This window comes from Yoonia sp. F2084L, assembly GCF_023015625.1.
Taxonomy (GTDB): Bacteria; Pseudomonadota; Alphaproteobacteria; order Rhodobacterales; family Rhodobacteraceae; genus Yoonia.
This window is the reverse complement of sequence record NZ_JALKAH010000003.1, coordinates 500,627-522,683: the sequence shown is the minus strand read 5'-3', so window position 1 is coordinate 522,683 and position 22,057 is coordinate 500,627. Positions and strand designations below refer to the sequence as shown.

Here is a 22,057-nt window from a genome sequence, read left to right as displayed (position 1 = left end):
TCCACAAGATATTGCGGTTTTGCGGTAGGATTGCCGTGAAATCACCTATCACGCGCCGCAGAGCGCGCGACAAACGTCGATTCCCAACCAGACCCATCCGGATCAACAAAGGTACAAACGCCGCAACCCGACACTCGGCTCTTGAAACTTGCCGCAGGTGACGCGACAACCATCCCGCACATGCTTTTCTGATAGGACGCACCCCATGCCCGCCAAGATCCCTGCCACCGTCGTCACCGGCTTTCTCGGCGCTGGAAAAACTACGCTGATCCGCCACATGCTGCAAAATGCAAAAGGCAAGCGGATCGCGTTGATCATAAACGAATTCGGCGATCTGGGTGTGGACGGCGATATCCTCAAAGGCTGCGGCGACGAGGTCTGCACCGAAGACGATATCGTGGAGCTGTCAAACGGCTGCATCTGTTGCACCGTCGCCGACGACTTCATCCCCACGATGGAGGCGCTACTGGCGCGCGACGAAAAACCCGATCACATCGTGATCGAAACTTCCGGCCTTGCCTTGCCGCAACCCCTGGTGCGCGCCTTCAACTGGCCCGGCATTTCGACCAAAGTCACCGTTGATGGTGTCGTGACCGTTGTGGATGGCCGCGCCGTCCACGACGGCCAGTTTGCACACAACGTGGCCGCTGTTGATGCCCAGCGCGCGCAGGATGAGAACCTTGATCACGAAACACCGCTTTCCGAGCTGTTCGAGGATCAGGTTGCCTGTGCCGATATGATTGTGGTGAACAAGATTGATCTGTTGGAAGCATCCGAGGCGGAAACCCTGACCAGCAGGTTGAAGTCCGAATCCCGCGCTGGCGTCCAGGTCATCAAAGCGTCCATGGGTGCTTTGCCAGTGGATGTCCTCTTGGGCCAAGGGATCGGCGCCGAAGGTGACCTCGCCGCGCGCCACGAAATCCACCATCACCACCATGATGATGAAGACGATCACCACCATGATCACGAACACGAGCATGGCCATGACGAATTCGAAAGTTTCATCGTCACCCGTGGCGAAATCGCCGATGCCAACGCATTCGCCGAACAGGTCGCTGACGTTATCCGCGCCCACGGTATCCTGCGCCTCAAGGGTTTTGTTGCGGTTGCAGGCAAGCCCATGCGCCTGACATTGCAGGCCGTCGGACCACGCGTGGACACATACTTCGACCAACCCTTTGGTGACACGCCCCGCGAAACCCGTCTGGTGGTCATTGGCGAAGCGGGCCTTGATCACGCCGCGATCATGGCCGCCCTGCAAGCATGATCATCGTCGAAAGGACAGACCCGCATCACCCAAAGGCAACTGCTTTGCTCAAGCAAAGCCACGCCCTGATGCAGAGCCTCTTTCCGCCTGAAGACAACTTCTACCTCGACGTGGATGACCTAGTCGCACCTGACATTCATTTCTACACCGCCCGCGAAGGCGACGATATCTTGGGCACTGGCGCCCTGATGGTGAAGCCCGATTATGGCGAAGTGAAGTCGATGTTCGTCTCCGAGACCGCGCGGGGCAAGGGCGTCGCCGCTGCCCTGCTCCGCCAAATCGAGGACACCGCTCGCGAAGAAGGCATCACCATCCTCAAGCTCGAAACCGGCAATCTGCTCCACGCTGCACACCGGCTCTATGCCCGGCACGGGTTCATCAAATGCGGTGTCTTTGGCGACTATGAAACCGGCAAGAGCTCGCTTTTCATGGAAAAGCAGCTGTGAGCTTACTGGGCTTTCTTCGCCTCAGCCGCCGCCTTCATCCGCGCGAGCAATTCTTCTTTGCTCGGGCGCTGGCCAAAGGGCTTCTTGCTGCTGCCATGGGCGTTATGCTCTTGATGTTTCGGTGCTTTCTTACCCAATTTCGGTGCTCCTGCAGCTTTGTAATCCATGGTCGTGACCTTTTGTTCATACGTCTCCTAGCACGAGGGTTTGCTGGATGCACCTGCTAGCGGCCACCCCCGGCGCGATCTCTGATGGGACAGAACCTGTTGATTTGGGTCAAACGCCTGCGGACCTTATCATCATCTCGGCGGCCGACACAGAACTGGCCGCTCTGTCAGACGCGCGATCCGAAATGACGGACCCTCCAACGCTGCGTTTAGCGAACATGATGCACCTCACCCACCCCATGTCGGTCGATCTGCATTTGGACGATTGCGCGACCAAATCCCGTCTGGTGATCGCGCGCATCTTGGGCGGCGCAGGGTATTGGAAATACGGGCTGACCCAATATGCCGCGCGCTTGCGCGAGGCAGGCATCCCCTTCGCGGCCCTGCCCGGCGATGACAAGCCAGACCCGGAATTGCGCGAACTCTCAACCGTCAGTGGTGAAGACTACGACACACTTTGGTCCTACCTCGTTGAAGGCGGGCCCGAGAACAGTACAAACCTGCTGGCCTACGCCAAGGCGATGCTCGACGGCGGCGAAAAACCAACCGGACCTGCACCGCTGCTCCGCGCAGGCGTCTACTGGCCCGGCGCAGGCATCGCAGACCTCAAAGCGGCCCAATCTAGCTGGACGGCAGACCAACCCATCGTCCCTATCATCTTCTACCGCGCTCTGGTCCAAGGCGGCGGGCTGAACCCCATCAACCGGCTCACGCGCAGCCTGTCACGCGCTGGCCTGAACCCGTTGCCCATCTTCGTGGCCAGCCTGAAGGACCCGGTCAGCACCGCCACACTGCACCATCTCTTTGCGGAGGCGCCCCCCGATGTCATCCTCAACTGCACCGCCTTCGCTGTCGGCAGCCCGCATGACGGAGACAACAGCCCTCAAAACCCACTTTTGAGCAATAATGCACCCATTTTCCAAGTCATCCTCTCAGGTGCCGCGGAATCCACATGGGCCGATGGCCTCCACGGCCTCACTGCCCGCGACATCGCCATGAACGTCGCTTTGCCCGAGGTCGACGGACGCATCCTCTCCCGCGCCGTCAGCTTCAAAGGCGAAGCATTCTTCGATGAAGCAACGGAATGCCCCGTCGCGACCTACCAAGCACGGGGCGACCGGATCGACTTCGTCACGCAACTAACCAAAAACTGGGCCACCCTACGAAAAACCAAAGCCGCCACGAAGAAGACAGCACTCATCCTCGCCAACTACCCCAACAAAGACGGGCGGCTCGCCAATGGCGTAGGATTGGACACGCCCGCGGCGACGGTGCACGTCCTGAACCTTCTGAAAGCGGAAGGTCACAACGTCACCCCGCCCGCTGACAGCGCCGCACTGATGGCACAAATCATGGCAGGACCAACCAATTGGCTGACAGACCGGGCAGACAAGGACGGCGGTGAATTCTTACCCCTGCGTATCTATAAGCAGCACTTCGATGCCCTGCCTTGGGACATCAAGAAAGACATCGAAACACGCTGGGGGCCACCGGAAGACGACCCCTTCTTCTCATGTTCAAAAATACCTCCGCCGGAGGCTCCGACAGAGACAGCAAAAGCAGGTTTCGCCCTCAGCATCCACCGTTTCGGCAACGCCGTCGTTGGCCTGCAACCCGCCCGCGGCTATAACATCGACCCGACCGACACCTACCACTCGCCCGATTTGGTGCCGCCACACAACTACCTGGCCTTCTACTTCTGGCTGCGGCATCACTGGGACGCAGACGCGATCGTACACATGGGCAAACACGGCAACCTCGAATGGCTGCCCGGCAAGGCGGTGGCACTTTCGGAAACCTGCTGGCCCGAGGCTGTCTTCGGCCCCACCCCACACATCTACCCTTTCATCGTCAACGACCCCGGCGAAGGCACCCAAGCCAAGCGGCGCACATCGGCGGTCATCATCGACCACCTGACGCCACCGCTGACCCGCGCCGAGACCTACGGCCCCCTGCGCGATCTCGAAGCGCTGGTCGACGAATACTACGAAGCCGCAGGGGTCGATCCGCGCCGGATCGAGCACCTGCGGGGGGAAATCCTGTCGCTGTCTGACGTCACAGGGCTGGCAAAAGACGCAGGCTTCACCGGTGATCAAGACAGTGATCTGGGCAAACTCGACGCCTACCTCTGCGAACTCAAAGAAGCCCAAATCCGTGATGGCTTGCATATCTTCGGGCAGTCACCCGAAGGGTCACTGTCGCGTGACCTTGCAATTGCGATCGCAAGGGTACCACGCGGAGATGGCAAGGGCCGGAATGCGTCGCTGCTGCGTGCTCTGGCAGACGATTTTGGCTGTGGCATTGACCCGCTTGATTGTGACTTGTCCGCACCGGCCGACAAGAAGCCGGAAACCCTCGAAGGCCAGGGTGTTTGGCGTACGAATGGCGACACAGTCGAACGTCTTGAGCTATTTTCCCAACGTCTTGTTGATGAAATGGTCGAGGCACCTGGTCCTGCCTCACGAGAGGTTTTGCAAGAGATTGAAGACACCATCTCCACCGCGATCTGGGAGTGCGGCCTGCGCGAGGGTGTGGGCCTATTCAAGGCGCTTAACGGAAAATTCGTCCCACCCGGCCCATCCGGCGCACCCACACGCGGCCGCCTTGACGTGCTGCCCACAGGCCGCAACTTCTACTCGGTCGATAGCCGCGCTGTGCCCACCCCAACCGCCTGGGCGCTGGGATGGAAATCAGCAAACCTGCTGATCGAAAAGCACCTGCAAGACCACGGCGATTGGCCACGCAGCATGCTCGTCACGGCTTGGGGCACGGCCAATATGCGCACCGGTGGCGATGACATCGCCCAAGCGCTGGCCTTGATGGGCGTCAAACCCACGTGGGACAGCGCCAACCGGCGCGTGACCGGTTTCGAAGTCCTACCCCAATCCGTCTTGGGACGACCCCGCGTCGATGTCACACTCCGCATCTCCGGCTTTTTCCGCGATGCCTTTCCACAACTTATCGCCTTGGTCGATAGTGCTGCGCGCGCAGTGCAGGACATGGACGAACCCGCCGATCTGAACCCCGCAGCGGCACGCGCGAAAGCAGGCGAAGACGCCACCCGCGTCTTCGGCTCCAAACCCGGCGCTTATGGAGCAGGTCTGCAAGCACTGATCGACGAACGGATATGGGCAGACAAAGCGGACTTCGCCGAAGCCTATCTGGAATGGGGCAGCTATGCTTACGGCAAAGGCGCTGAGGGCCGTAAGGACCGAAAAGCCTTTGAGGCGCGGCTTTCGCAAGCCGAAGCAGTCGTGCAAAATCAGGACAACCGCGAACATGATATTCTGGACAGTGACGACTACTACCAGTTCGAAGGTGGGGCCGCTGCCGCTATCAGCACGCTGCAAGGCCAAGACCGACCCATCTACCACAACGATCACTCGCGCCCCGAACGGCCTGTCATTCGGACACTAGACGATGAAATCGGACGGGTGGTGCGGTCCCGCGTCGTGAACCCCAAATGGATCGATGGGGTGAAGCGGCACGGCTACAAAGGCGCGTTCGAGATCGCGGCGACGGTCGATTACCTCTTCGCCTTTGCGGCGACCACAGGGGCGGTGCGCAACCACCACTTCGATCTGGTCGAAGAGGCCTTTATCAAAGACGAGGCCACCCGCGACTTTATCGCGGACGCCAATGCCCCCGCGCTGAGGGAAATCGCCCAGCGCTTGCAAGAGGCGATTGACCGCAACCTCTGGCAACCCAAATCCAACTCCGCCCGTGCGCGCATCGCGGGTTTATTGTAGGGTGGGTGAAACCCACGGACTGAAGGTAGCAAACATGACCGAAGATACCGACCGCCATGCAATGAAAATGGCCAAGAAAAAGGCCGCCCGCGACAAGATCATGGCGACGAAGACCGACAAAAAGGGCCTGATCATCGTCCATACGGGCAAAGGCAAAGGCAAATCATCTGCCGCTTTCGGGATGATCTTCCGCTGCATCGCACATGATATGAAATGCGCCGTCGTACAGTTCATCAAAGGCGGCATGTCCACCGGCGAGCGCGACCTGATCCTGTCCAAATTCACCGACACCTGCGCGTTCCACACCATGGGTGAAGGGTTCACCTGGGAAACGCAGGACAAATCCCGCGACACCGAAATGGCACAGGCGGCCTGGGCCAAGGCCAAGGAACTGATCCTGGATGAGACCAACCACATGGTGCTGCTGGATGAGATCAACATCGCCATCCGCTATGATTACGTCAGCGCCGCCGAAGTCGTAGCCTTCTTGCGCGACCACAAGCCAGAAATGACCCACGTGGTCCTGACCGGGCGCAACGCCCATGAAGACCTGATCGAACTGGCTGACCTCGTGACGGAAATGGAGCTGGTCAAACACCCGTTCCGCTCCGGGATCAAAGCGCAAATCGGGGTGGAATTCTAAGGCGCACAGCCGGAACACCGATATGGTCCCCATGCTCTACCTTGATCCCGAAAACGTGCTGGCCAGCGGCACACAGCGCGCGATCTATCGGCACCCGACCGATCCTGAAAAGCTGGTGAAAGTGCTTCGTGACATCCCGCTAACGACAGGACGCGCGCGCCTTGCAACGCTGACGGAAAAATACTTTCCCCACATCCGCAAACGGTGGGCCCGCAAGGAGTATCAGGAATATCTGCGCCTGATGCTGGGCCCCTGGCCCGCACCTATCCACCCGCCGATTTCGCATATGTATGGCTTTGTGCAAACCAACCTCGGGCTGGCGTGCCTCAGCGATGCGGTGCTGGACAATGATGCCTTGGGCACCACCTTGAAATCGAAGTCGGCAGCAGGCCCGCTTACCTCGGAAGATCTTGCGCTTTTGAATGATACCATTGCCCGCCTCTATCGCTACGATGTGCGTGCCGGCGATATGACTGCCCGCAACTTTGTCTTCGGGCATCGCCAGATCGGTGGCGTCCAAGGCCCGCGCGAATGTGTGCTTGTCGATGGGTTTGGCGATATCCACGCGATCCCGGTCCGGTCATGGGGACGTTTCTTCAACCGCTTCGGGCTTGACGACGGATGCAAACGTCTGGCCCATAGAACGGGGCTGACATGGGACCCGACCAGTCGCCAATTCAGCCTGTAAATCGAACGGAGGCCCTTATGCCCAAACACCGCGTCCTCACTGAATTTGGCATGGGCACCAGCCTGCGCCGCCAAGACTATACCCAAGCGGCGCGACGTGGTTTGCAAGACGCCCTGTGGCACAACTCCATCAATATGGCCGAACTTTTCGGTTTTCCCAAAGAGGCGATGCTGATTGATGTTGAGGTTGGCGTGCAGCAGCCCGATCAGGTCGATACACAAAGCCTGCTCGACATTTTCCCCTATGGCCAACCGACGATCACCGTCCACCACGGTGGCCTTGATGTCCCGCGCCCAGATGGCAAACCGACCGTCATTGCCAATGTCGCGATCAACGTGTCGTTTGAGATGGAGCCCGCCTGATGGAACAACGTGTCATTATCGAAATGGGCATGGGCAATGACCTGCACGGGATGGACTACCAAAAGGCAGCGCGCCGCGCGATCGAAGACGCAATCCGCCATTCCACGCTGCCGATCTTTGAAAGCATTGATCTGCCTCATACCGAAATGCGCGTGCAGGTCACCGTCGCCGTACAGGAGCCTGACAAGATTGACGCCGATGCGCTGAAATCCGGTCTGCCCCGCGGGCGTGCGCAGGTGAGTGTGGTGAAAGGTGGGCTGAACATCCCCAATCCCGAAACCGGCGATACCGCCGTCGTTGCCACAGCTTCTGTTGAAGCTTTCTTACCCTCACAAGCAGGTAAATGGGTGCAGACCTGAATGGAACTCAGCCAAGCCCACCGCGACGCGTTGCAGGACATTCTGCTATGGCGGCGTGATGTGCGGCACTTTCTGCCAGACCCAGTGCCGGTCGCGGTTCTGGACCGTTTGCGCAAGGCGATGGATTTTGCACCATCCGTCGGCAATGCCCGCCCTTGGCGCGTGCTGCATGTGAAATCGGCGGACCGGCGCGACGCAGTCATCCGGAACTTCGAAACGGCAAATGCGCAAGCGGCGGAACTTTACCAAGACGACCAACGCGCCGCCTACAACGCCCTCAAACTCGCCGGGCTGCGCGAGGCCCCTGTTCACCTTGCCATATTCACGGAAACTGAACCGGAAGCAGGGCACGGATTGGGGCGACAGACCATGCCGGAGATGTTGAACTATTCAACGGTAGCGGCAATCCACACGCTTTGGTTGGCTGCTCGGGCCGAAAATCTTGGCGTTGGCTGGGTGTCGATCCTCGATCCACAGGCCGTAGCGCACACACTGGATGTGCCTGAAAACTGGCACCTGACCGGGTATCTGTGTTTGGGCAAAGCCGCATCAGATGATGACACGCCACTGCTGCATCGCAATGCATGGCAAACCAACGCAGAGACGATCTGGCAGGATGTCTAGCTTACCGCTTCAATGCGGCCTCTCGTACGGCACTTAATGTGGTGCCTGTTGCCAGCGCTTCTTCGTCAACCTTGCATTCAATCACCGCCACTGTGCCGGACGCCTGCGCACGTGCAAAAGCATCAGGAAAATCATCGGATTTTGTGACCAACTCACCATGTCCACCGTAACTGCGCGCCAAAGCAGCGAAGTCGGGATTATGAATTGCCGTCCCGGAAACGCGCCCCGGATAGGTCTTTTCCTGATGCATACGGATGGTGCCATAGCGGCCGTTGTTCATGACGATGACAACGGGTTTTGCGCCGTGTTGCACAGCAGTCGACATTTCATTGCAAGTCATCTGGAAACAGCCGTCCCCTGCAAGGCAAACAACCGTCCGATCAGGGTTGGCCAACGAGGCCGAGATCGCCGCAGGAAACCCATACCCCATTGACCCAGAGGTCGGGGCAAGCTGCGTGCCGTATTCTTTGTAAACGAAATAGCGATGCAGCCATGCCGCGTAGTTACCTGCGCCATTGGTCAGGATTGCATCGTCCGGCAGGTTGTCCGAGAGCCACTTGACCACATCCTCCTGCTTAAGGGCACCGGGGCTTTCCTGCGGTTTCAGCCAGCTTTCATAATCCGCGCGGGCCTCGGCCGTCCAACTGGCCCATTCACCCGCGTGCTCTGCATTTGCCAGTTGGCGCAAAACGGCAGGCGCCGTTGCGTTAATCGCGATATTAGGCGTATAGACGCGGCCCAGTTCATCTGCGTCCGCATGTACATGCACGACCCGTTTGCCCGGTTTGGCCGGATCAACCAGCGTGTAACCCTGCGTTTCGATGTCACCGAAACGCGTGCCTAAAAGGATCAACGTATCCGCCTCGCGCACACGCGCAGCGAGCTTGGGATTGATGCCGACATTAAGATCGCCGACATAATTTGCATGATGATTGTCCATGTAATCTTGACGACGAAAACCGACGGCGACGGGCACCTGCTGGCACTCGGCGAAGGCTTGCAAATCCGCCTGCGCCTGTGCCGACCAATGGGGCCCACCAACCACGATCAGCGGGCGCTGTGATTGAGCAAGCTCATGCAGGATGGTTTGCGCCGTTGTCTCGGGCAAGGGTTGAGAAGTCGTCTGGGGCATCTTGATATCCGGCACATCCGCACTGGCGCTGAGCATGTTTTCCGGCAAGGCCAGTACCACCGGGCCAGGGCGCCCGGACATGGCCACGCGAAAGGCGCGCCCGATGTATTCGGGCAGGCGATCAGTGTCGTTGACTTGGGCAACCCACTTCGCCAGCCCGCCAAAGACGGCTTTGTAATCAACCTCTTGGAATGTCTCACGATCTGTATGCCGGTTGTCGATCTGGCCTACGAACAAAACCATTGGTGTGCTGTCCTGCATCGCGATGTGGATACCGGCAGACGCATTGGTGGCTCCCGGTCCGCGCGTGACAAAGCAGACGCCGGGCTTGCCGGTCATTTTGCCGTAAGCCTCGGCCATCATCGCTGCACCGCCTTCTTGGCGACAGACGATATTGGGAATGCCACTGTCGTAAAGACCATCAAGGGCGGCAAGAAAGCTTTCGCCGGGAACCGAAAAAACGCGCTCGACGCCAAGCTTAACCAATTGATCACTCAGTATTTTCCCGCCGTGCCGGATCATCTTTGGCTCCCCTTCTTTGGCATCACAATGTGCCAGTCCGCACGGCCTTGCAAGCCTTGTGCTGGCCAGCGGCGCCCCATGCGCTATCTCTGCTCAAACCAGCAAAAGGAACGACCATGACCAAACTTCTTGGCATCTCTGGATCATTGCGCAAAGCATCGACCAACACCCTACTTGTCCACAACGCAGCGCGGATTATCGGGGCAGATGAATTCACCCTCGCCGACATTGATTTTCCCCTCTACAACGGTGATCTGGAAGAGGCCGAAGGGGTGCCTGCGAAGGTACAAACCCTGTCCGATCAGATCGCCGCGGCAGATGCTGTGATCATCTCAACACCTGAATATAACAAGGCAATTTCCGGGTCTCTCAAGAACGCGCTCGATTGGGTCAGCCGCACAAAGGGCGGCCCCTGGAACGGCAAGCCGCTGGCGATCATGTCGGCTGCGGCGGGGCGTGCCGGGGGTGAGCGGGCGCAGTTTTCACTGCGGCTGGCCATGATGGCGTTTCGACCAGATATCTTGCAGGGGCCAGAGGTGTTGCTGGCCAATTCAAGCAATGAATTCGATGAAAACGGCAAGCTGACGGGTGAGATGTACATCAAACTGCTGACCGAGCTGATGGAGGCTTTGAAGGCCCGCATTTAGCTTACAGACCGTGCGCGCACATGATGCGGCTAGCAAATGATAGGGTGCGGCTCTAAACTCTGCCGCAAGACGGCAAACAGGAGAATTTCATGGCACGAGGCGCAGGCGGCAGCGACGGCGGAACCGGCAGCTTTCTGATCGGGCTGATCATGATGGTCGGCGGCGGGTATCTGCTGCTGAACGGGATCGTGGTGCGGCCAAACTTTGGGATGGGGTCGCGGGTCTTCGGGATCGGCGGCGTGCCGATCACCTCCGGCATGATCCTGATCCCGTTTATGTTTGGCGTGGGGATGATTTTCTACAATTCCAAGAACTGGCTCGGCTGGGGAATTGCCGGGGCATCACTGGTCGCGCTGATCTTCGGCGTGATCGCGAATATGACGCTGCAACTGGCGCGGATGAGCGCGTTTGATCTGATCGTGATCTTGGTGCTGCTGGTTGGTGGGATTGGGTTGTTCTTGCGGTCGTTGCGGGCGGGGTGACGACGGCATCTATCAACTAGGCCTCCAACATCATCTACTGGTGTATTCCATCGCGTCAGGTGCTCGACACTCAGTGGCCAACTCTACAAGACGTAGCCAGCCTCTAGGTTCAACAGCCGTTATGATCGCAAGGCTCGATTGCTTTCGAAACCCATCGGGTGAACCGTCACATCTTGAAAATATTCTCATACTACTCAGTTCTGCCGCGTTAAGAGCTGCTGCGTCTTGTTCTGAAAATCTTTCGAAGGCTCCTTCTGAACCATTCAGGAGACGATCAGTTAAAACAAAAAGACTGCCTGGACCGCCATAGTCTAAGTCAAATTTCATGTAAAAATTCCCAAGTGCTTCACTCGTTGAGATTGCTTTAACCTCTCTAAGATCAACAGTTGTGGTTATTATACGGTCACCCTCAACTTGTCCGAAATATCGACAATAGTTTTGGTTAATCAATACCTCTTGGAAAACGCAGCCATTCAAACTGTATGAAATGCTTGTTGTCGCACTCATTGAAGGGAGGCTAGCTTGTTCAAATGCGTCAGCTAGCGATGGTCCATCAGCGAAAGCAGAAGTTGCTAGGATATGCGAAACGAATCCTACGAAAACAATTCGTTTGTAGTGCGAACTGAGATTTGGTTTCATTGATCAATACCCAATCGCGCACCCATCTTTCCGCGGGTCACTTCCCCCCTCAAGCACCCCATTCTCATGCAGCAGGATCGCTTGTGATCCGCCTATCGCTGTTTCGGGTCTTTGCACGTTGTGGCCCAGATCGCTCAGTTCGGCTTTCACTGCATCCCCATAGCCGTCTTCGACGTTCAGCACTTCTCCTTCGGCAAAGCAGCGCGGCGCGTCCATGGCGGCCTGTGGTGACAGCCCGAAATCGGTGACGTTGGTCACGAAGCGCGCGTGCCCGGTGGACTGATACTGCCCGCCCATCACGCCGAAGGGCATCATCACCTTGCCCTCTTTCTTCAGCATCGCAGGGATGATCGTGTGCATGGGGCGTTTGCCGGGGCCGACCTCGTTGGGGTGCCCCTCTTCCAGCGTAAACCCCGCGCCGCGGTTCTGGAACAGCACGCCGAATTTGTCGGATGCGATTCCAGAGCCGAAGGAGTGGAACACCGAATAGATCAGCGACACGCACATGCGGTCCTTGTCGACCACGGTGATATAGATCGTGTCCTTATGCACGGCCTCGGCACCCGGTAGGCCTGCGGGCATAGCTTTGCCTGGGTCGATGAGGGCGGCGAGTTTAGCCGCCGTTTCGGGCGATGTCATGTAGTCGAGCCGCGTCATGTGATCGGGGTCTGACAGGAACCGATTGCGGGTGTCGTAGGCCAATTTGGTTGCTTCCGCTTCGATATGTGCCCGTTCGGCCCCCCAAGGGTCCATGCCTGCAATGTCGAAGTGTTTGAGCATGTTCAGCAGAAGGATGGCCGTTGCCCCCTGCCCGTTGGGTGGATGCTCGTACAGGTCCAGCCCGCTGTAGTCGCCCATGATCGGATCAACGTACTCGCAGGCGGTGTTGGCGAAATCGTCCAGCGTGTGGGTGCCGCCCAAAGCGTTCAGGCTGGCGACCATATCTTCGGCAACTTCGCCTTCATAGAACCCCTCGCGCCCATCCATGGCGATGCGGCGCAGCACTTGCGCCTGTTCAGGGGCGCGGAACAGTTGCCCTGCTTGGGGCGCCGCGTTGTTCATCAGATAGAGGTCGCGGGCATGCCCTGAAAGGTTGTCAACCGATTGCGCCCAATCGAAGGCCACGCGTTCGGCCACCGGAATGCCAGCCTCTGCATAGTGGATGGAAGGCGCGAGGGCAGCTTTCAAACCCAGCTTGCCCCAGTCCTTGGACAAGCGGCAGAACGCATCGACAGCGCCGGGGACGCTGACGGCATCTGCGCTATAGGGTGCGATAACGTCGCCTTTGGCCCGCAGTTTTTCCGCATCAATTCCCGCAGGTGCCCGTCCCGATCCGTTCAATGCGACCACCCGATCTTCGCCGGGAGGTGTCATCAGCACAAAGCAATCGCCGCCGATGCCCGTCATCTGCGGCTCGCACAAACCCAGCAGCACCGCACCCGCGATGGCCCCGTCCATGGCGTTGCCGCCTGCTTCCATCATCTGCACGGCGACTTTGGCGGCCAGCGGGTGCGATGTGGCGCACATGCCGTTGGTTGCGTAAACGGCGGAGCGGCCCGGTTTATGGAAGTTGCGCATTGGAGAGGTCCTTTTTGGTGTTGCGCTTTAAACTAACGCTTGGGCCGGGCTGTGCAATGGCAGGTGCGGTTTTGATGATAAGGCCCCGAGCCTCCCGCGGGAGTTTTTTGGGCAAGATGATAAGCGGTTGGGCTTTTGCTTTGCTGGTTTGGGGCGTAGCCTGTCGGCGAAACCATGGGAGATTTGCGATGCGAGATGTTTTCATCACCGGTGCGGCCCGCACGCCGATGGGCGGATTTCAAGGGATTTTCTCAGATGTTGATGCACCCCATTTGGGCGGTGCCGCAATCAAGGCCGCCATCGAAGGGGCAGGTGCCCGGACTGTGGATGAGGTGCTGATGGGATGTGTGCTGCCCGCCGGTCAGGGGCAGGCCCCCGCCCGACAAGCTGGGTTTTTGGCGGGTCTAGATGAGAGTGTGCCTGCGACGACCCTCAATAAGATGTGTGGTTCTGGGATGAAAACCGCGATGATGGCGTTCGATCAGATTGCTATGGGTGGCGCTGAAACGATGATTGCGGGCGGGATGGAGAGTATGACCAACGCTCCTTACCTGATGTCCAAGATGCGTGCTGGCGCTCGGATCGGTCACCAATCCGTGCAGGACAGTATGTTCCTGGATGGGTTGGAAGATGCTTACGACAAGGGCCGTCTGATGGGCACTTTTGCAGAGGATTGCGCCGAGAAATATCAGTTCACCCGCGAGGCGCAGGATCAATATGCGATGGCGTCGCTGTCCAATGCGCTGGATGCGGAACGATCAGGTGCCTTTGACAACGAAATCGCACCTGTCACCGTCCATGCCCGCACCGGCGAAGATACGTTCACCCGCGATGAACAACCGGGGAAGGCGCGGCCTGAAAAAATCCCGTTGCTCAAACCTGCTTTTCGCCCCGATGGGACCGTTACCGCGGCCAATGCATCCAGCATTTCGGATGGTGCGGCAGCTTTGGTGTTGTCGGCGGATGGCACGAACGCCCGTGCGCGGGTTTTGGGGCACGCCAGCCACGCACAGGCACCTGGGTGGTTTACGACCGCCCCTGTCCCAGCGGCGCAAAAGCTGTTAGCCAAGATCGGCTGGGACGCCGATGATGTAGACCTGTGGGAGGTTAACGAGGCTTTTGCCGTTGTGCCCATGGCCTTTATGCAAGAGATGCATATTCCGCGTGACATCGTGAATGTGAATGGCGGCGCTTGTGCGTTGGGTCATCCTATCGGCGCATCGGGGACGCGCATCATGGTGACTTTGCTCAATGCGTTAGAGACCCGTGGCCTGAAACGTGGTGTCGCTGCCATCTGCATCGGCGGTGGCGAAGGCACGGCCATCGCGATTGAGCGGGTTTAAGGTAGTCAAAAGATGACTGAGACAATGTGCGGTGTCGCGCTGACAGGGCATGGCGGGCCCGAGGTTTTAGCGTGGCGCGAGGATTTACCCCGACCGGTTCCCATGGCCGGGGAAGTATTGATCCGCGTTGCGGCTGCCGGCGTGAACAACACCGATATCAACACCCGCGTTGGCTGGTACTCCAAAGGTGACAATGACGCGGGTGATGCCAGTTGGACCGGTATGCCCCTGCGCTTTCCGCGTATTCAGGGCATTGATGCCTGCGGGTCTATCGTGGCTGTTGGTGAAGGCGTGGACCCCTCCCGCATTGGACAACGTGTATTGGTAGAGCCTTGTTTGATCGAAGCGCGCGGTCGGATGCTGGACCAGCCTTGGTTCTTTGGCTCGGAATGTGATGGGGCTTTTGCGGAATACTGCACGGTTGCGGCGCGCCATGCCTATGCGATTGAAAGCACGTTGACCGATGCGGAACTGGCCTCATTTCCCTGTTCTTATTCGACTGCCGAGAACATGTTGACCCGTACAAATTTGCAAGCAGGCGAGACGGTTCTGATCACGGGTGCCTCTGGGGGCGTTGGTTCTGCTGCGGTCCAGCTGGCCAAGGCGCGGGGCGCGCGCGTTGCGGTGGTGACGAGTGAGGCCAAAGCGCAGTCCTTGCGTGATCTGGGCGCTGAGGTGATCGTCGATCGCGATGCGGATTATGTGGCGGCCTTGGGTGCCAACTGCGTCGATGTCGTGGTTGATCTGGTCGCTGGCGAAAAGTGGTCCGGTCTTCTGGATGTGCTGCGCCCCAAGGGTCGCTATGCGGTTGCCGGTGCAGTTGGCGGCCCTATTGTCGATCTGGATGTGCGGACGCTTTACCTCAAAGACCTCAGCTTTTTTGGATGCACGGTGCTGGAGCCTGCGGTATTCGGCAATCTGGTCCGGCTGATTGAGACAGGCGCGATCAAACCATTGGTAGCGGCGACTTTCCCACTGAAAGAAATCAACGCTGCGCAAGCGGCCTTTGCCGACAAAGCCTATACCGGCAAGATTGTTTTGACGATCACGGAAAATAGCGAGAATTAGCACAATGCGTGTGAACTATGACGACCTCTACCAAACAGTCGCGGCCCTGACGGCGGGCGAAGACGATGAAGTCGCGCTGATGGCCACCGTCGCCTGTGAGGTACATCACAGCGATGATCGGTTTGATTGGACCGGGTTTTACCGCGTGACTGCACCCGAAGTGCTGAAGATCGGGCCGTATCAAGGCGGGCATGGCTGTTTGGTGATCCCGTTTCATCGCGGGGTTTGCGGAGCGGCGGCGCGTACTGGCAAGGTACAACTGGTACCGGATGTGGATGCCTTCCCCGGACATATCGCCTGCGCAAGCAGTACGCGGTCGGAATTGGTCCTGCCTGTGCGCAACCGTCAGGGCACGCTGATTGGTGTCTTTGACATCGATAGCGACCAGCCTGATATCTTTACGACGGACGATGTTGCCGGGCTGCAGCGTGTCCTCAGTTTGGTATTTGAAAACTGAGTATTTAGTGGCAAACTCGTGGTGCCGAGCAACAACAAATATGTTTTGATAATTGACTGGATCAACTGAATGACATTTCGCTATCCCTGTGCATGGGTCCCCCATGCCAGATGATCGGATCACAGTCCCTACGTTGGGTGCGGATATCCGCGCGCTGCGCAAGGCACGCAAGATGACTTTGGTTGATCTGGCAGATGCGCTTGGCCGTTCCGTCGGCTGGCTTAGTCAGGTGGAACGGGACAAGTCGCACCCTGCCATTGTTGACCTGGGACGCATGGCGAACATACTTGATGTCTCAATCTCAAGCTTTCTGCAGGTGGGTGTTTCGCCAGAAGAAGAAGGGCTGATCGTGCGCGCGCATGCCCGCAGGCCCATCGGAAGTCGCACCGACGGCCTGACCGAAGCGCTGTTGTCGCCTGATTTGACGGATGATTTTGAGGTGGTTCATTCGTCGTTTGCCCCGCATTCAAGCCTGCCTGAGCCGCTTTCGCGGCCAACACAAGAGGTCTGCTACATTGTCAGCGGACGCTTTGAAATTGAACTGGATGGAAACCGGTTTGAGCTTCAGGCCGGTGACAGCTTTCGCGTGCGCGGTGAGCAGTTCCAATGGTGGAACCCCTATGATGAACCTTGCGAGATTGTCTGGGTCATCTCTCCGCCGATCTACTAGTGGCGCGCGTGTCGATGCAGGGACGTTGCGAATGTGGCGCTGTCGCGTTTGAAATAGCAAACGCCCGCAACACCATCACCTTTTGCCATTGCAGCCAATGCCGCCGTACCAGCGGACACTACTGGGCCTCGACCCGTGCCGATACTGCCGACGTGACTTTCACCCGCGATGACGGTCTGGCTTGGTTTCAGTCGTCCGACACTGCGCGCCGTGGCTTCTGCAAAAACTGCGGATCAAGCCTGTTTTATCAACCGATTGGCGCAAATCACCTAGGCATTGCCGCAGGTTGCCTTGACCTGCCCACGGGCATGCGCCCTGCTAAGCATATCTTTACCGCCGACGCTGGCGATTACTACACCATCCCGGATGATGCCCCGCACATCCCCGACTAGAGAAAGCGAAAGATATGGCTGATTTCCCGACTACCGCACGCGTTGTGATTATTGGTGGGGGCGTGGTCGGCGTTTCAACCCTGTATCATCTCGCCAAGAAGGGCTGGACCGATTGCGTTCTGTTGGAGAAAAACGAGTTGACCGCCGGGTCGACATGGCATGCCGCAGGCAACTGCCCGTCGTTCAGCACATCCTGGGCTGTGATGAACATGCAGCGCTATTCCCTGGGTCTTTATAAGGGGCTGGCCCAAGAGGTCGATTATCCGATGAACTATCACGTCACCGGATCGATCCGGCTGGCACATTCCAAGGAACGCATGCAGGAATTCGCCCGCGCGATGGGGATGGCGAATTATCAGGGGTTGAACCTGAAACTGATGACGCCGGATGAAGCGCAAGAGATGTATCCGTTTCTTGAGACGCATGATCTGGAAGGCACGCTTTATGATCCCGATGACGGTGACATCGACCCGGCACAGTTGACCCAGGCGCTGGCCAAGGGCGCGCGCCAGATGGGGGCGAAGATCGAGCGGTTCTGTAGTGCAACGGGTGTCACCCAGCATCCCAATGGCACATGGACGGTGCATACCGAAAAGGGTGATATCGACTGCGAAAAGGTCGTGAATTCCGCCGGGTACTATGCCCAAAAGGTTGGTGAGTGGTTCAAGCCCTTTGGTGGGCGCACGGTGCCGATGGTGACCATGTCCCACCAGTATTTCCTGACTGATGAAATCCCCGAACTGAAGGCATGGACCGAAGCGCAGGGCCACAAGGTGCCTTTGCTGCGCGATGTCGATAGCTCTTACTATCTGCGGCAGGACAAGAACGGCCTGAACCTTGGCCCCTATGAACGCAACTGCAAGGCCCATTGGGTAACCCCCGACGATCCGCAGCCTGATGATTTCAGCTTCCAACTCTACCCCGATGATCTGGAACGGCTGGAATGGTATATCGAGGATGCGATGGCGCGTGTCCCGATCCTTGGCACCGCTGGTGTGGGTCGCGTCATCAACGGCCCGATCCCTTATGCCCCCGATGGTCTGCCGCTGATCGGACCAATGCCCGGTGTGAAGAACGCGTATGAGGCTTGTGTCTTTACCTTTGGCATCACCCAAGGCGGTGGCGCGGGCAAAGTGGCCGCCGAATGGATCGTCGACGGTCAGACCGAGTGGGATATGTGGGCTGTCGATCCGCGCCGTTACACCGATTACACCGATCAGGATTACTGCCATCAGAAGGCCGTCGAAATCTACGGCCACGAATACGGCATGCATTTCCCGCACAAGATGTGGCCTGCCGGGCGCGACAAGAAACTGTCACCGATGCATGACAAGGTGATCGCATTGGGCGGTCAGATGGGCTCCTATAACGGATGGGAGCGCGCCAACTGGTTTGCCAAAAACGGCGATGATACGTCGCTGGAAGCCACTGAAACATGGGACCGCAAAGGTCCATGGCAACCGCGCGTGAAAGAGGAATGCGAGGCGGTGCGCGATGGTGTCGGTGTTCTGGACCTGCCCGGCTTTTCGCGGTTCAACCTGTCTGGCGACGGGGCCGCGGAGTGGCTGCGCGGACGCATCGCCGGTGGTTTGCCCAAAATAGGGCGCATGAACCTGGCCTATTTTGCAGATGATCGCGGCCGTATCCTGACCGAAATGTCGGTAATGCGGCACGATGAAGATTTCTTTACCCTGATCACCGCCGCCTCTGCCCAATGGCATGACTTTGAGGTGCTCAATAATGGGCTGCCCAAGGGGCTGACGCTGACTGACAACACGACCGAGTATTCAACGCTGATCGTCACGGGGCCCAAGGCACGTGATCTGTTTGAGGGTCTTGGGACCGAGGCGGATTTGTCTACCGGTTGGTTGAGCCATCAACCTGCGAAGGTTGCAGGCATCGATTGTGCGCTGGCCCGCGTTAGCTTTGCCGGAGAGTTGGGGTGGGAAATTCACGCAGCGAATGCAAATATGCCTGCCCTTTACGATGCGGTGCTGGGTGCCGGTGCTGTGCCCTTTGGCATGTTCGCCCTGAACGCCCTGCGTCTTGAAAAAGGCTATCGCGCGTGGAAGGGCGATCTGAGCACGGATTATTCGCTGCTTGAGGGTGGTCTGGACCGCTTTATCAAGTTCGACAAACCACAGGATTTCCCCGGCAAGGCGGCGTTGCTGGCTGAAAAGCAGGCGGGCCTAAAAAAGCGCTTTGTGACCCTGACGCTGGATAACCCCGGCCCGGCAGATGCGCCTTATATGTCGACCATCTGGGTCGGTGACGAAGTGGCCGGTGAAACTACATCCGGCGGTTGGGGCTACCGCGTGGATAAATCCATTGCGCTAGGCATGCTGCGCGCGGATGCCGCTGTGCCCGGCACGAAGGTCGATGTTGATATCTATGGTGCGCGTTATGCCGCCACCATTGAGGAAGATCAGCCATTGTGGGACCCCCAGAACGAACGGATCCGCGCCTGATGCTGACCGCCCCTATGAAAGACCTGATCGCCACGTTCCCCCTCGGGTTCGTGGCGTCGGTGACTTCAGCGGGTGCACCTGCGGTGTCGCCAAAGGGCACCTTTATCGTTTTGGATGACCGCACGGTGGCCTATGGCGACATCCGCTCGCCCGGCACCCGGCGCAACCTGATGGCAAACCCGGCGGTTGAGGTGAATTTCGTTGATCCGTTCAAACGCAAGGCGGTGCGTGTCAGTGGAACCACCACCGTGCACATGAAAGCATCAGACCGGTTTGTGCAATTGCACCCGCAATGGCTGGACGTGTTTGGTGCTCTGGCACAGCGCATGACAGCGCTGATAGAAATAGACATCACTGCCGCTTCTGAGATATGGACTCCACCTTATGATGATGGCGCGACCGAAGACGACATGATCGCCATCTACAAAGACAAATTTGGAGCCATCTATCCTTGACAGACATCATCCTTCTTGACGGCGGCATGGGCCAAGAGCTTGTGCGCCGCGCAGGCGACCGCCCGACGCCGCTGTGGTCCACCCAGGTGATGATTGATCACCCCGGTCTGGTGGCAAAGGTCCATGCCGATTTTCGCGCGGCCGGCGCTGTGGTTCATACCACCAATACCTATGCGATCCTGCGTGACCGTCTGGATGGCACCGGGATGGAGGACCAGTTTGAGGCGCTTTATGATGCCGCGTTGGATGAGGCAAAGGATGCCGGTGTTTTGGCCGGGTCGATCGGGCCGTTGGGTGCCTCGTACCGGCCTGATTTGATGCCGCCCCATGCGGATGCTGTTGCCGCTTATGCTGAAGTGGTTGCTTTGCTGGCCCCACGTGTTGACCTGATCATTTGCGAAACCGTGGCCTCTGTGGCCCATGCGCGTGCAGTGCTTGAGGCTGCGACTGTTGGCGGCAAACCTGTTTGGATGGCGCTGACCGTCGATGATGAGGATGGCAGCAAGCTACGCTCGGGCGAGCCCTTAGCCGATGTGCTGCCCATCGCGAGCGAGGCCGCCGCATTGCTGGCCAATTGCGCCGCACCAGAGGCGATAGGTGCTGCGATGGATGTGCTGGCGCAGGGTGGCAAGCCCTTTGGCGCATATGCCAACGGGTTTACCCAGATCACCAAGGATTTCCTGAAAGACAAGCCAACCGTTGACGCACTTAGCCCGCGCCGCGACTTGGGGCCAGAGGCCTACGCCCGCTTTGCCCTTGGCTGGATCGCGCAAGGGGCCACGATTGTCGGCGGGTGCTGCGAAGTGGGGCCTGCGCATATCGCCAAGCTCGCGGATGAGATCAGAGCCGCCGGGCATCGTATCACCATGCCATGACAGCCCCATGCGTCTTTGACATCTTCATCGCCGACGGCTTTGTTCTGACAGAATTTGCCGGTGTCGTTGAAGTGTTGAGGCTCGCGAACAGGATCAACGGCAGACCGTTGTTTGAGTGGCATCTGCGGTCGCCGCATGGTGGATCGGTCACGGCCAGCAGCGAAGTGATCGTCGCCACGACACCGCTGCCAAAACGCCCTGAAGCTGATTACCTGTTCGTGCTGGGCAATTCAGACCCTGCCTGCCCCGCCTTGTCGTTGGGAAGCACGCTGTCCGCCTATACCAGTCGTCAAGCGCGTGTTGTTCTGCTGTCCGAAGCGGCCAGCCATTACATCGCCGAAACCAAGGATGACACAGGCGGCCACACGACCCATTGGGAAAACCGGGCCGTGCTGATGGAGCGTCTGGGGTTGTTCGACACCAAGGCCACTCTCGCCGTGGATGGCGGGGCGATCATCACTTGCGCGGGGATGGGGGCGACCTTTGACATCACCCTGTCGATTGCCAGCCAGCACGCCACCTCTGCCACGATGACCACGGTCGCTGATATTCTGCTGCATGAGCGGGTCAGGCATTTCAACACGCTGCAACCTTTTTCCGGCAAAGAGGTCACAACAACAGGCGACACGTCGCTCGATGCCTGTCTTGCGCTGATGCAGGACAATATGGAATTTCCGCTGGCGATCAGCGAAATTGCGGCACGCGCAGGCCTGTCCAAGCGGTCATTAGAGCGTAAGTTCAACCGCTTGATGAAGACGACGCCGAATGGATATTATCGTGGTCTGCGGCTGAACAAGGCCAACAACCTGCTGCTGAATACAGACCTGCGGATCAATGAAATCGGGCTGGCCTGCGGCTTTCCCAGTGGGTTCACAACGATCTATCGCGAGGCCTTTGGCATGACCCCGAATGCCGCCCGCAAGAAAGGTCGCCACAAATAGTGGATTTGCGCCAAGATTGGCGTTTTCTCCGCAGAGCGATATATCGCAAGCTGACACAAAAGTCGTGCTCTTCAGTCGTTGGG

The 22,057-nt window shown here is 58.5% G+C and carries 23 protein-coding genes; 19 read left to right on the top strand and 4 right to left on the bottom strand.

Annotated elements, in window-relative coordinates:
• Nucleotides 1-205 precede the first annotated feature (205 nt).
• Nucleotides 206-1,267 (top strand): cobalamin biosynthesis protein CobW, encoded by a 1,062-nt coding sequence (gene cobW / locus MWU60_RS11290; RefSeq protein WP_247227403.1) that lies wholly within the window; start codon nucleotides 206-208, stop codon nucleotides 1,265-1,267.
• Nucleotides 1,264-1,713: a GNAT family N-acetyltransferase gene (locus tag MWU60_RS11285; RefSeq protein WP_247227402.1), complete on the top strand. Its 450-nt coding sequence runs from the start codon at nucleotides 1,264-1,266 to the stop codon at nucleotides 1,711-1,713. Before cobW ends, MWU60_RS11285 begins: the two co-directional genes overlap by 4 nt.
• Nucleotides 1,714-1,715: 2 nt before the next feature.
• On the opposite strand, the gene MWU60_RS11280 is transcribed toward MWU60_RS11285, so the two are convergent.
• Nucleotides 1,716-1,880 carry a hypothetical protein gene (locus MWU60_RS11280; RefSeq protein WP_247227401.1) on the bottom strand — a complete coding sequence of 55 codons (165 nt, stop codon included), beginning with the start codon at nucleotides 1,878-1,880 and terminating at the stop codon, nucleotides 1,716-1,718.
• 47 nt (nucleotides 1,881-1,927) lie between these two features.
• Between MWU60_RS11280 and cobN the strand changes: the two genes are divergently transcribed.
• The 6 genes from cobN to bluB are packed head-to-tail and all read left to right on the top strand — an operon-like array spanning nucleotide 1,928 to nucleotide 8,305.
• Complete coding sequence (cobN, locus tag MWU60_RS11275; protein WP_247227400.1) at nucleotides 1,928-5,629, top strand: cobaltochelatase subunit CobN; 3,702 nt, start codon at nucleotides 1,928-1,930, stop codon at nucleotides 5,627-5,629.
• Nucleotides 5,630-5,663: 34 nt separating this feature from the next.
• Nucleotides 5,664-6,272 (top strand): cob(I)yrinic acid a,c-diamide adenosyltransferase, encoded by a 609-nt coding sequence (gene cobO, locus MWU60_RS11270; protein WP_247227399.1) that lies wholly within the window; start codon nucleotides 5,664-5,666, stop codon nucleotides 6,270-6,272.
• A gap of 22 nt (nucleotides 6,273-6,294) precedes the next feature.
• Nucleotides 6,295-6,960, top strand: a complete 666-nt coding sequence (locus tag MWU60_RS11265) for a YrbL family protein (protein ID WP_247227398.1) — start codon at nucleotides 6,295-6,297, stop codon at nucleotides 6,958-6,960.
• A gap of 17 nt (nucleotides 6,961-6,977) precedes the next feature.
• A complete protein-coding gene (locus tag MWU60_RS11260; protein ID WP_247227397.1) occupies nucleotides 6,978-7,322 on the top strand; it encodes a Lin0512 family protein in 345 nt (114 codons plus the stop codon).
• Complete coding sequence (locus tag MWU60_RS11255) at nucleotides 7,322-7,681, top strand: Lin0512 family protein (protein WP_247227396.1); 360 nt, start codon at nucleotides 7,322-7,324, stop codon at nucleotides 7,679-7,681. The genes MWU60_RS11260 and MWU60_RS11255 overlap by 1 nt, the downstream gene beginning before the upstream one ends.
• Entirely contained in the window at nucleotides 7,682-8,305 is a 624-nt protein-coding gene (gene bluB / locus MWU60_RS11250) for a 5,6-dimethylbenzimidazole synthase (RefSeq protein WP_247227395.1), read from the top strand.
• Nucleotide 8,306: 1 nt separating this feature from the next.
• Here the strand turns inward: bluB and MWU60_RS11245 are convergent, their stop codons facing one another.
• The gene (locus MWU60_RS11245) at nucleotides 8,307-9,959 is read right to left on the bottom strand and encodes a thiamine pyrophosphate-binding protein (RefSeq protein ID WP_247227394.1); all 1,653 of its coding nucleotides are present in this window, start codon (nucleotides 9,957-9,959) and stop codon (nucleotides 8,307-8,309) included.
• Between the two features lie 116 nt (nucleotides 9,960-10,075).
• On the opposite strand from MWU60_RS11245, the gene MWU60_RS11240 reads away from it, so the two are divergent.
• Nucleotides 10,076-10,606 (top strand): NAD(P)H-dependent oxidoreductase, encoded by a 531-nt coding sequence (locus tag MWU60_RS11240; protein ID WP_247227393.1) that lies wholly within the window; start codon nucleotides 10,076-10,078, stop codon nucleotides 10,604-10,606.
• 89 nt (nucleotides 10,607-10,695) lie between these two features.
• On the top strand, nucleotides 10,696-11,088 hold the full coding sequence (locus MWU60_RS11235; RefSeq protein ID WP_247227392.1) for a hypothetical protein: 393 nt from the start codon (nucleotides 10,696-10,698) through the stop codon (nucleotides 11,086-11,088).
• Between the two features lie 30 nt (nucleotides 11,089-11,118).
• Here MWU60_RS11235 and MWU60_RS11230 read toward each other — a convergent pair whose 3' ends face one another.
• Together MWU60_RS11230 and MWU60_RS11225 are read right to left on the bottom strand one after the other, a co-directional pair.
• The gene (locus MWU60_RS11230; RefSeq protein WP_247227391.1) at nucleotides 11,119-11,595 is read right to left on the bottom strand and encodes a hypothetical protein; all 477 of its coding nucleotides are present in this window, start codon (nucleotides 11,593-11,595) and stop codon (nucleotides 11,119-11,121) included.
• 135 nt (nucleotides 11,596-11,730) lie between these two features.
• A complete protein-coding gene (locus MWU60_RS11225) occupies nucleotides 11,731-13,305 on the bottom strand; it encodes a gamma-glutamyltransferase family protein (protein WP_247227390.1) in 1,575 nt (524 codons plus the stop codon).
• 188 nt (nucleotides 13,306-13,493) lie between these two features.
• On the opposite strand from MWU60_RS11225, the gene MWU60_RS11220 reads away from it, so the two are divergent.
• From MWU60_RS11220 to MWU60_RS11180, 9 genes are all read left to right on the top strand, one after another.
• Complete coding sequence (locus MWU60_RS11220) at nucleotides 13,494-14,648, top strand: acetyl-CoA C-acyltransferase (protein ID WP_247227389.1); 1,155 nt, start codon at nucleotides 13,494-13,496, stop codon at nucleotides 14,646-14,648.
• A gap of 12 nt (nucleotides 14,649-14,660) precedes the next feature.
• A complete protein-coding gene (locus MWU60_RS11215) occupies nucleotides 14,661-15,716 on the top strand; it encodes an alcohol dehydrogenase family protein (protein ID WP_247227388.1) in 1,056 nt (351 codons plus the stop codon).
• 4 nt (nucleotides 15,717-15,720) lie between these two features.
• Nucleotides 15,721-16,173, top strand: coding sequence for a GAF domain-containing protein (locus MWU60_RS11210; RefSeq protein WP_247227387.1), 453 nt, complete (start codon nucleotides 15,721-15,723; stop codon nucleotides 16,171-16,173).
• A 103-nt stretch (nucleotides 16,174-16,276) separates the two neighbouring features.
• Nucleotides 16,277-16,843: an XRE family transcriptional regulator gene (locus MWU60_RS11205; RefSeq protein ID WP_247227386.1), complete on the top strand. Its 567-nt coding sequence runs from the start codon at nucleotides 16,277-16,279 to the stop codon at nucleotides 16,841-16,843.
• A 14-nt stretch (nucleotides 16,844-16,857) separates the two neighbouring features.
• Nucleotides 16,858-17,235: a GFA family protein gene (locus MWU60_RS11200; protein WP_247227385.1), complete on the top strand. Its 378-nt coding sequence runs from the start codon at nucleotides 16,858-16,860 to the stop codon at nucleotides 17,233-17,235.
• A 14-nt stretch (nucleotides 17,236-17,249) separates the two neighbouring features.
• Nucleotides 17,250-19,703, top strand: coding sequence for an FAD-dependent oxidoreductase (locus MWU60_RS11195; RefSeq protein WP_247227384.1), 2,454 nt, complete (start codon nucleotides 17,250-17,252; stop codon nucleotides 19,701-19,703).
• The gene (locus MWU60_RS11190) at nucleotides 19,703-20,158 is read left to right on the top strand and encodes a pyridoxamine 5'-phosphate oxidase family protein (RefSeq protein WP_247227383.1); all 456 of its coding nucleotides are present in this window, start codon (nucleotides 19,703-19,705) and stop codon (nucleotides 20,156-20,158) included. Before MWU60_RS11195 ends, MWU60_RS11190 begins: the two co-directional genes overlap by 1 nt.
• Nucleotides 20,155-21,033: a homocysteine S-methyltransferase family protein gene (locus MWU60_RS11185; RefSeq protein WP_247227382.1), complete on the top strand. Its 879-nt coding sequence runs from the start codon at nucleotides 20,155-20,157 to the stop codon at nucleotides 21,031-21,033. The genes MWU60_RS11190 and MWU60_RS11185 overlap by 4 nt, the downstream gene beginning before the upstream one ends.
• The gene (locus tag MWU60_RS11180) at nucleotides 21,030-21,974 is read left to right on the top strand and encodes a helix-turn-helix domain-containing protein (RefSeq protein WP_247227381.1); all 945 of its coding nucleotides are present in this window, start codon (nucleotides 21,030-21,032) and stop codon (nucleotides 21,972-21,974) included. Before MWU60_RS11185 ends, MWU60_RS11180 begins: the two co-directional genes overlap by 4 nt.
• Nucleotides 21,975-22,057 lie beyond the last annotated feature (83 nt).

What these genes read in the sequence shown, in the direction of transcription:
- cobW (WP_247227403.1), top strand. Translation starts at nt 206, where the DNA reads ATGCCCGCCAAGATCCCTGCCACCGTCGTCACCGGCTTTCTCGGCGCT.
- MWU60_RS11285 (WP_247227402.1), top strand. Translation starts at nt 1,264, where the DNA reads ATGATCATCGTCGAAAGGACAGACCCGCATCACCCAAAGGCAACTGCT.
- MWU60_RS11280 (WP_247227401.1), bottom strand. Translation starts at nt 1,880, where the DNA reads ATGGATTACAAAGCTGCAGGAGCACCGAAATTGGGTAAGAAAGCACCG.
- cobN (WP_247227400.1), top strand. Translation starts at nt 1,928, where the DNA reads ATGCACCTGCTAGCGGCCACCCCCGGCGCGATCTCTGATGGGACAGAA.
- cobO (WP_247227399.1), top strand. Translation starts at nt 5,664, where the DNA reads ATGACCGAAGATACCGACCGCCATGCAATGAAAATGGCCAAGAAAAAG.
- MWU60_RS11265 (WP_247227398.1), top strand. Translation starts at nt 6,295, where the DNA reads ATGGTCCCCATGCTCTACCTTGATCCCGAAAACGTGCTGGCCAGCGGC.
- MWU60_RS11260 (WP_247227397.1), top strand. Translation starts at nt 6,978, where the DNA reads ATGCCCAAACACCGCGTCCTCACTGAATTTGGCATGGGCACCAGCCTG.
- MWU60_RS11255 (WP_247227396.1), top strand. Translation starts at nt 7,322, where the DNA reads ATGGAACAACGTGTCATTATCGAAATGGGCATGGGCAATGACCTGCAC.
- bluB (WP_247227395.1), top strand. Translation starts at nt 7,682, where the DNA reads ATGGAACTCAGCCAAGCCCACCGCGACGCGTTGCAGGACATTCTGCTA.
- MWU60_RS11245 (WP_247227394.1), bottom strand. Translation starts at nt 9,959, where the DNA reads ATGATCCGGCACGGCGGGAAAATACTGAGTGATCAATTGGTTAAGCTT.
- MWU60_RS11240 (WP_247227393.1), top strand. Translation starts at nt 10,076, where the DNA reads ATGACCAAACTTCTTGGCATCTCTGGATCATTGCGCAAAGCATCGACC.
- MWU60_RS11235 (WP_247227392.1), top strand. Translation starts at nt 10,696, where the DNA reads ATGGCACGAGGCGCAGGCGGCAGCGACGGCGGAACCGGCAGCTTTCTG.
- MWU60_RS11230 (WP_247227391.1), bottom strand. Translation starts at nt 11,595, where the DNA reads ATGAGTGCGACAACAAGCATTTCATACAGTTTGAATGGCTGCGTTTTC.
- MWU60_RS11225 (WP_247227390.1), bottom strand. Translation starts at nt 13,305, where the DNA reads ATGCGCAACTTCCATAAACCGGGCCGCTCCGCCGTTTACGCAACCAAC.
- MWU60_RS11220 (WP_247227389.1), top strand. Translation starts at nt 13,494, where the DNA reads ATGCGAGATGTTTTCATCACCGGTGCGGCCCGCACGCCGATGGGCGGA.
- MWU60_RS11215 (WP_247227388.1), top strand. Translation starts at nt 14,661, where the DNA reads ATGACTGAGACAATGTGCGGTGTCGCGCTGACAGGGCATGGCGGGCCC.
- MWU60_RS11210 (WP_247227387.1), top strand. Translation starts at nt 15,721, where the DNA reads ATGCGTGTGAACTATGACGACCTCTACCAAACAGTCGCGGCCCTGACG.
- MWU60_RS11205 (WP_247227386.1), top strand. Translation starts at nt 16,277, where the DNA reads ATGCCAGATGATCGGATCACAGTCCCTACGTTGGGTGCGGATATCCGC.
- MWU60_RS11200 (WP_247227385.1), top strand. Translation starts at nt 16,858, where the DNA reads ATGCAGGGACGTTGCGAATGTGGCGCTGTCGCGTTTGAAATAGCAAAC.
- MWU60_RS11195 (WP_247227384.1), top strand. Translation starts at nt 17,250, where the DNA reads ATGGCTGATTTCCCGACTACCGCACGCGTTGTGATTATTGGTGGGGGC.
- MWU60_RS11190 (WP_247227383.1), top strand. Translation starts at nt 19,703, where the DNA reads ATGCTGACCGCCCCTATGAAAGACCTGATCGCCACGTTCCCCCTCGGG.
- MWU60_RS11180 (WP_247227381.1), top strand. Translation starts at nt 21,030, where the DNA reads ATGACAGCCCCATGCGTCTTTGACATCTTCATCGCCGACGGCTTTGTT.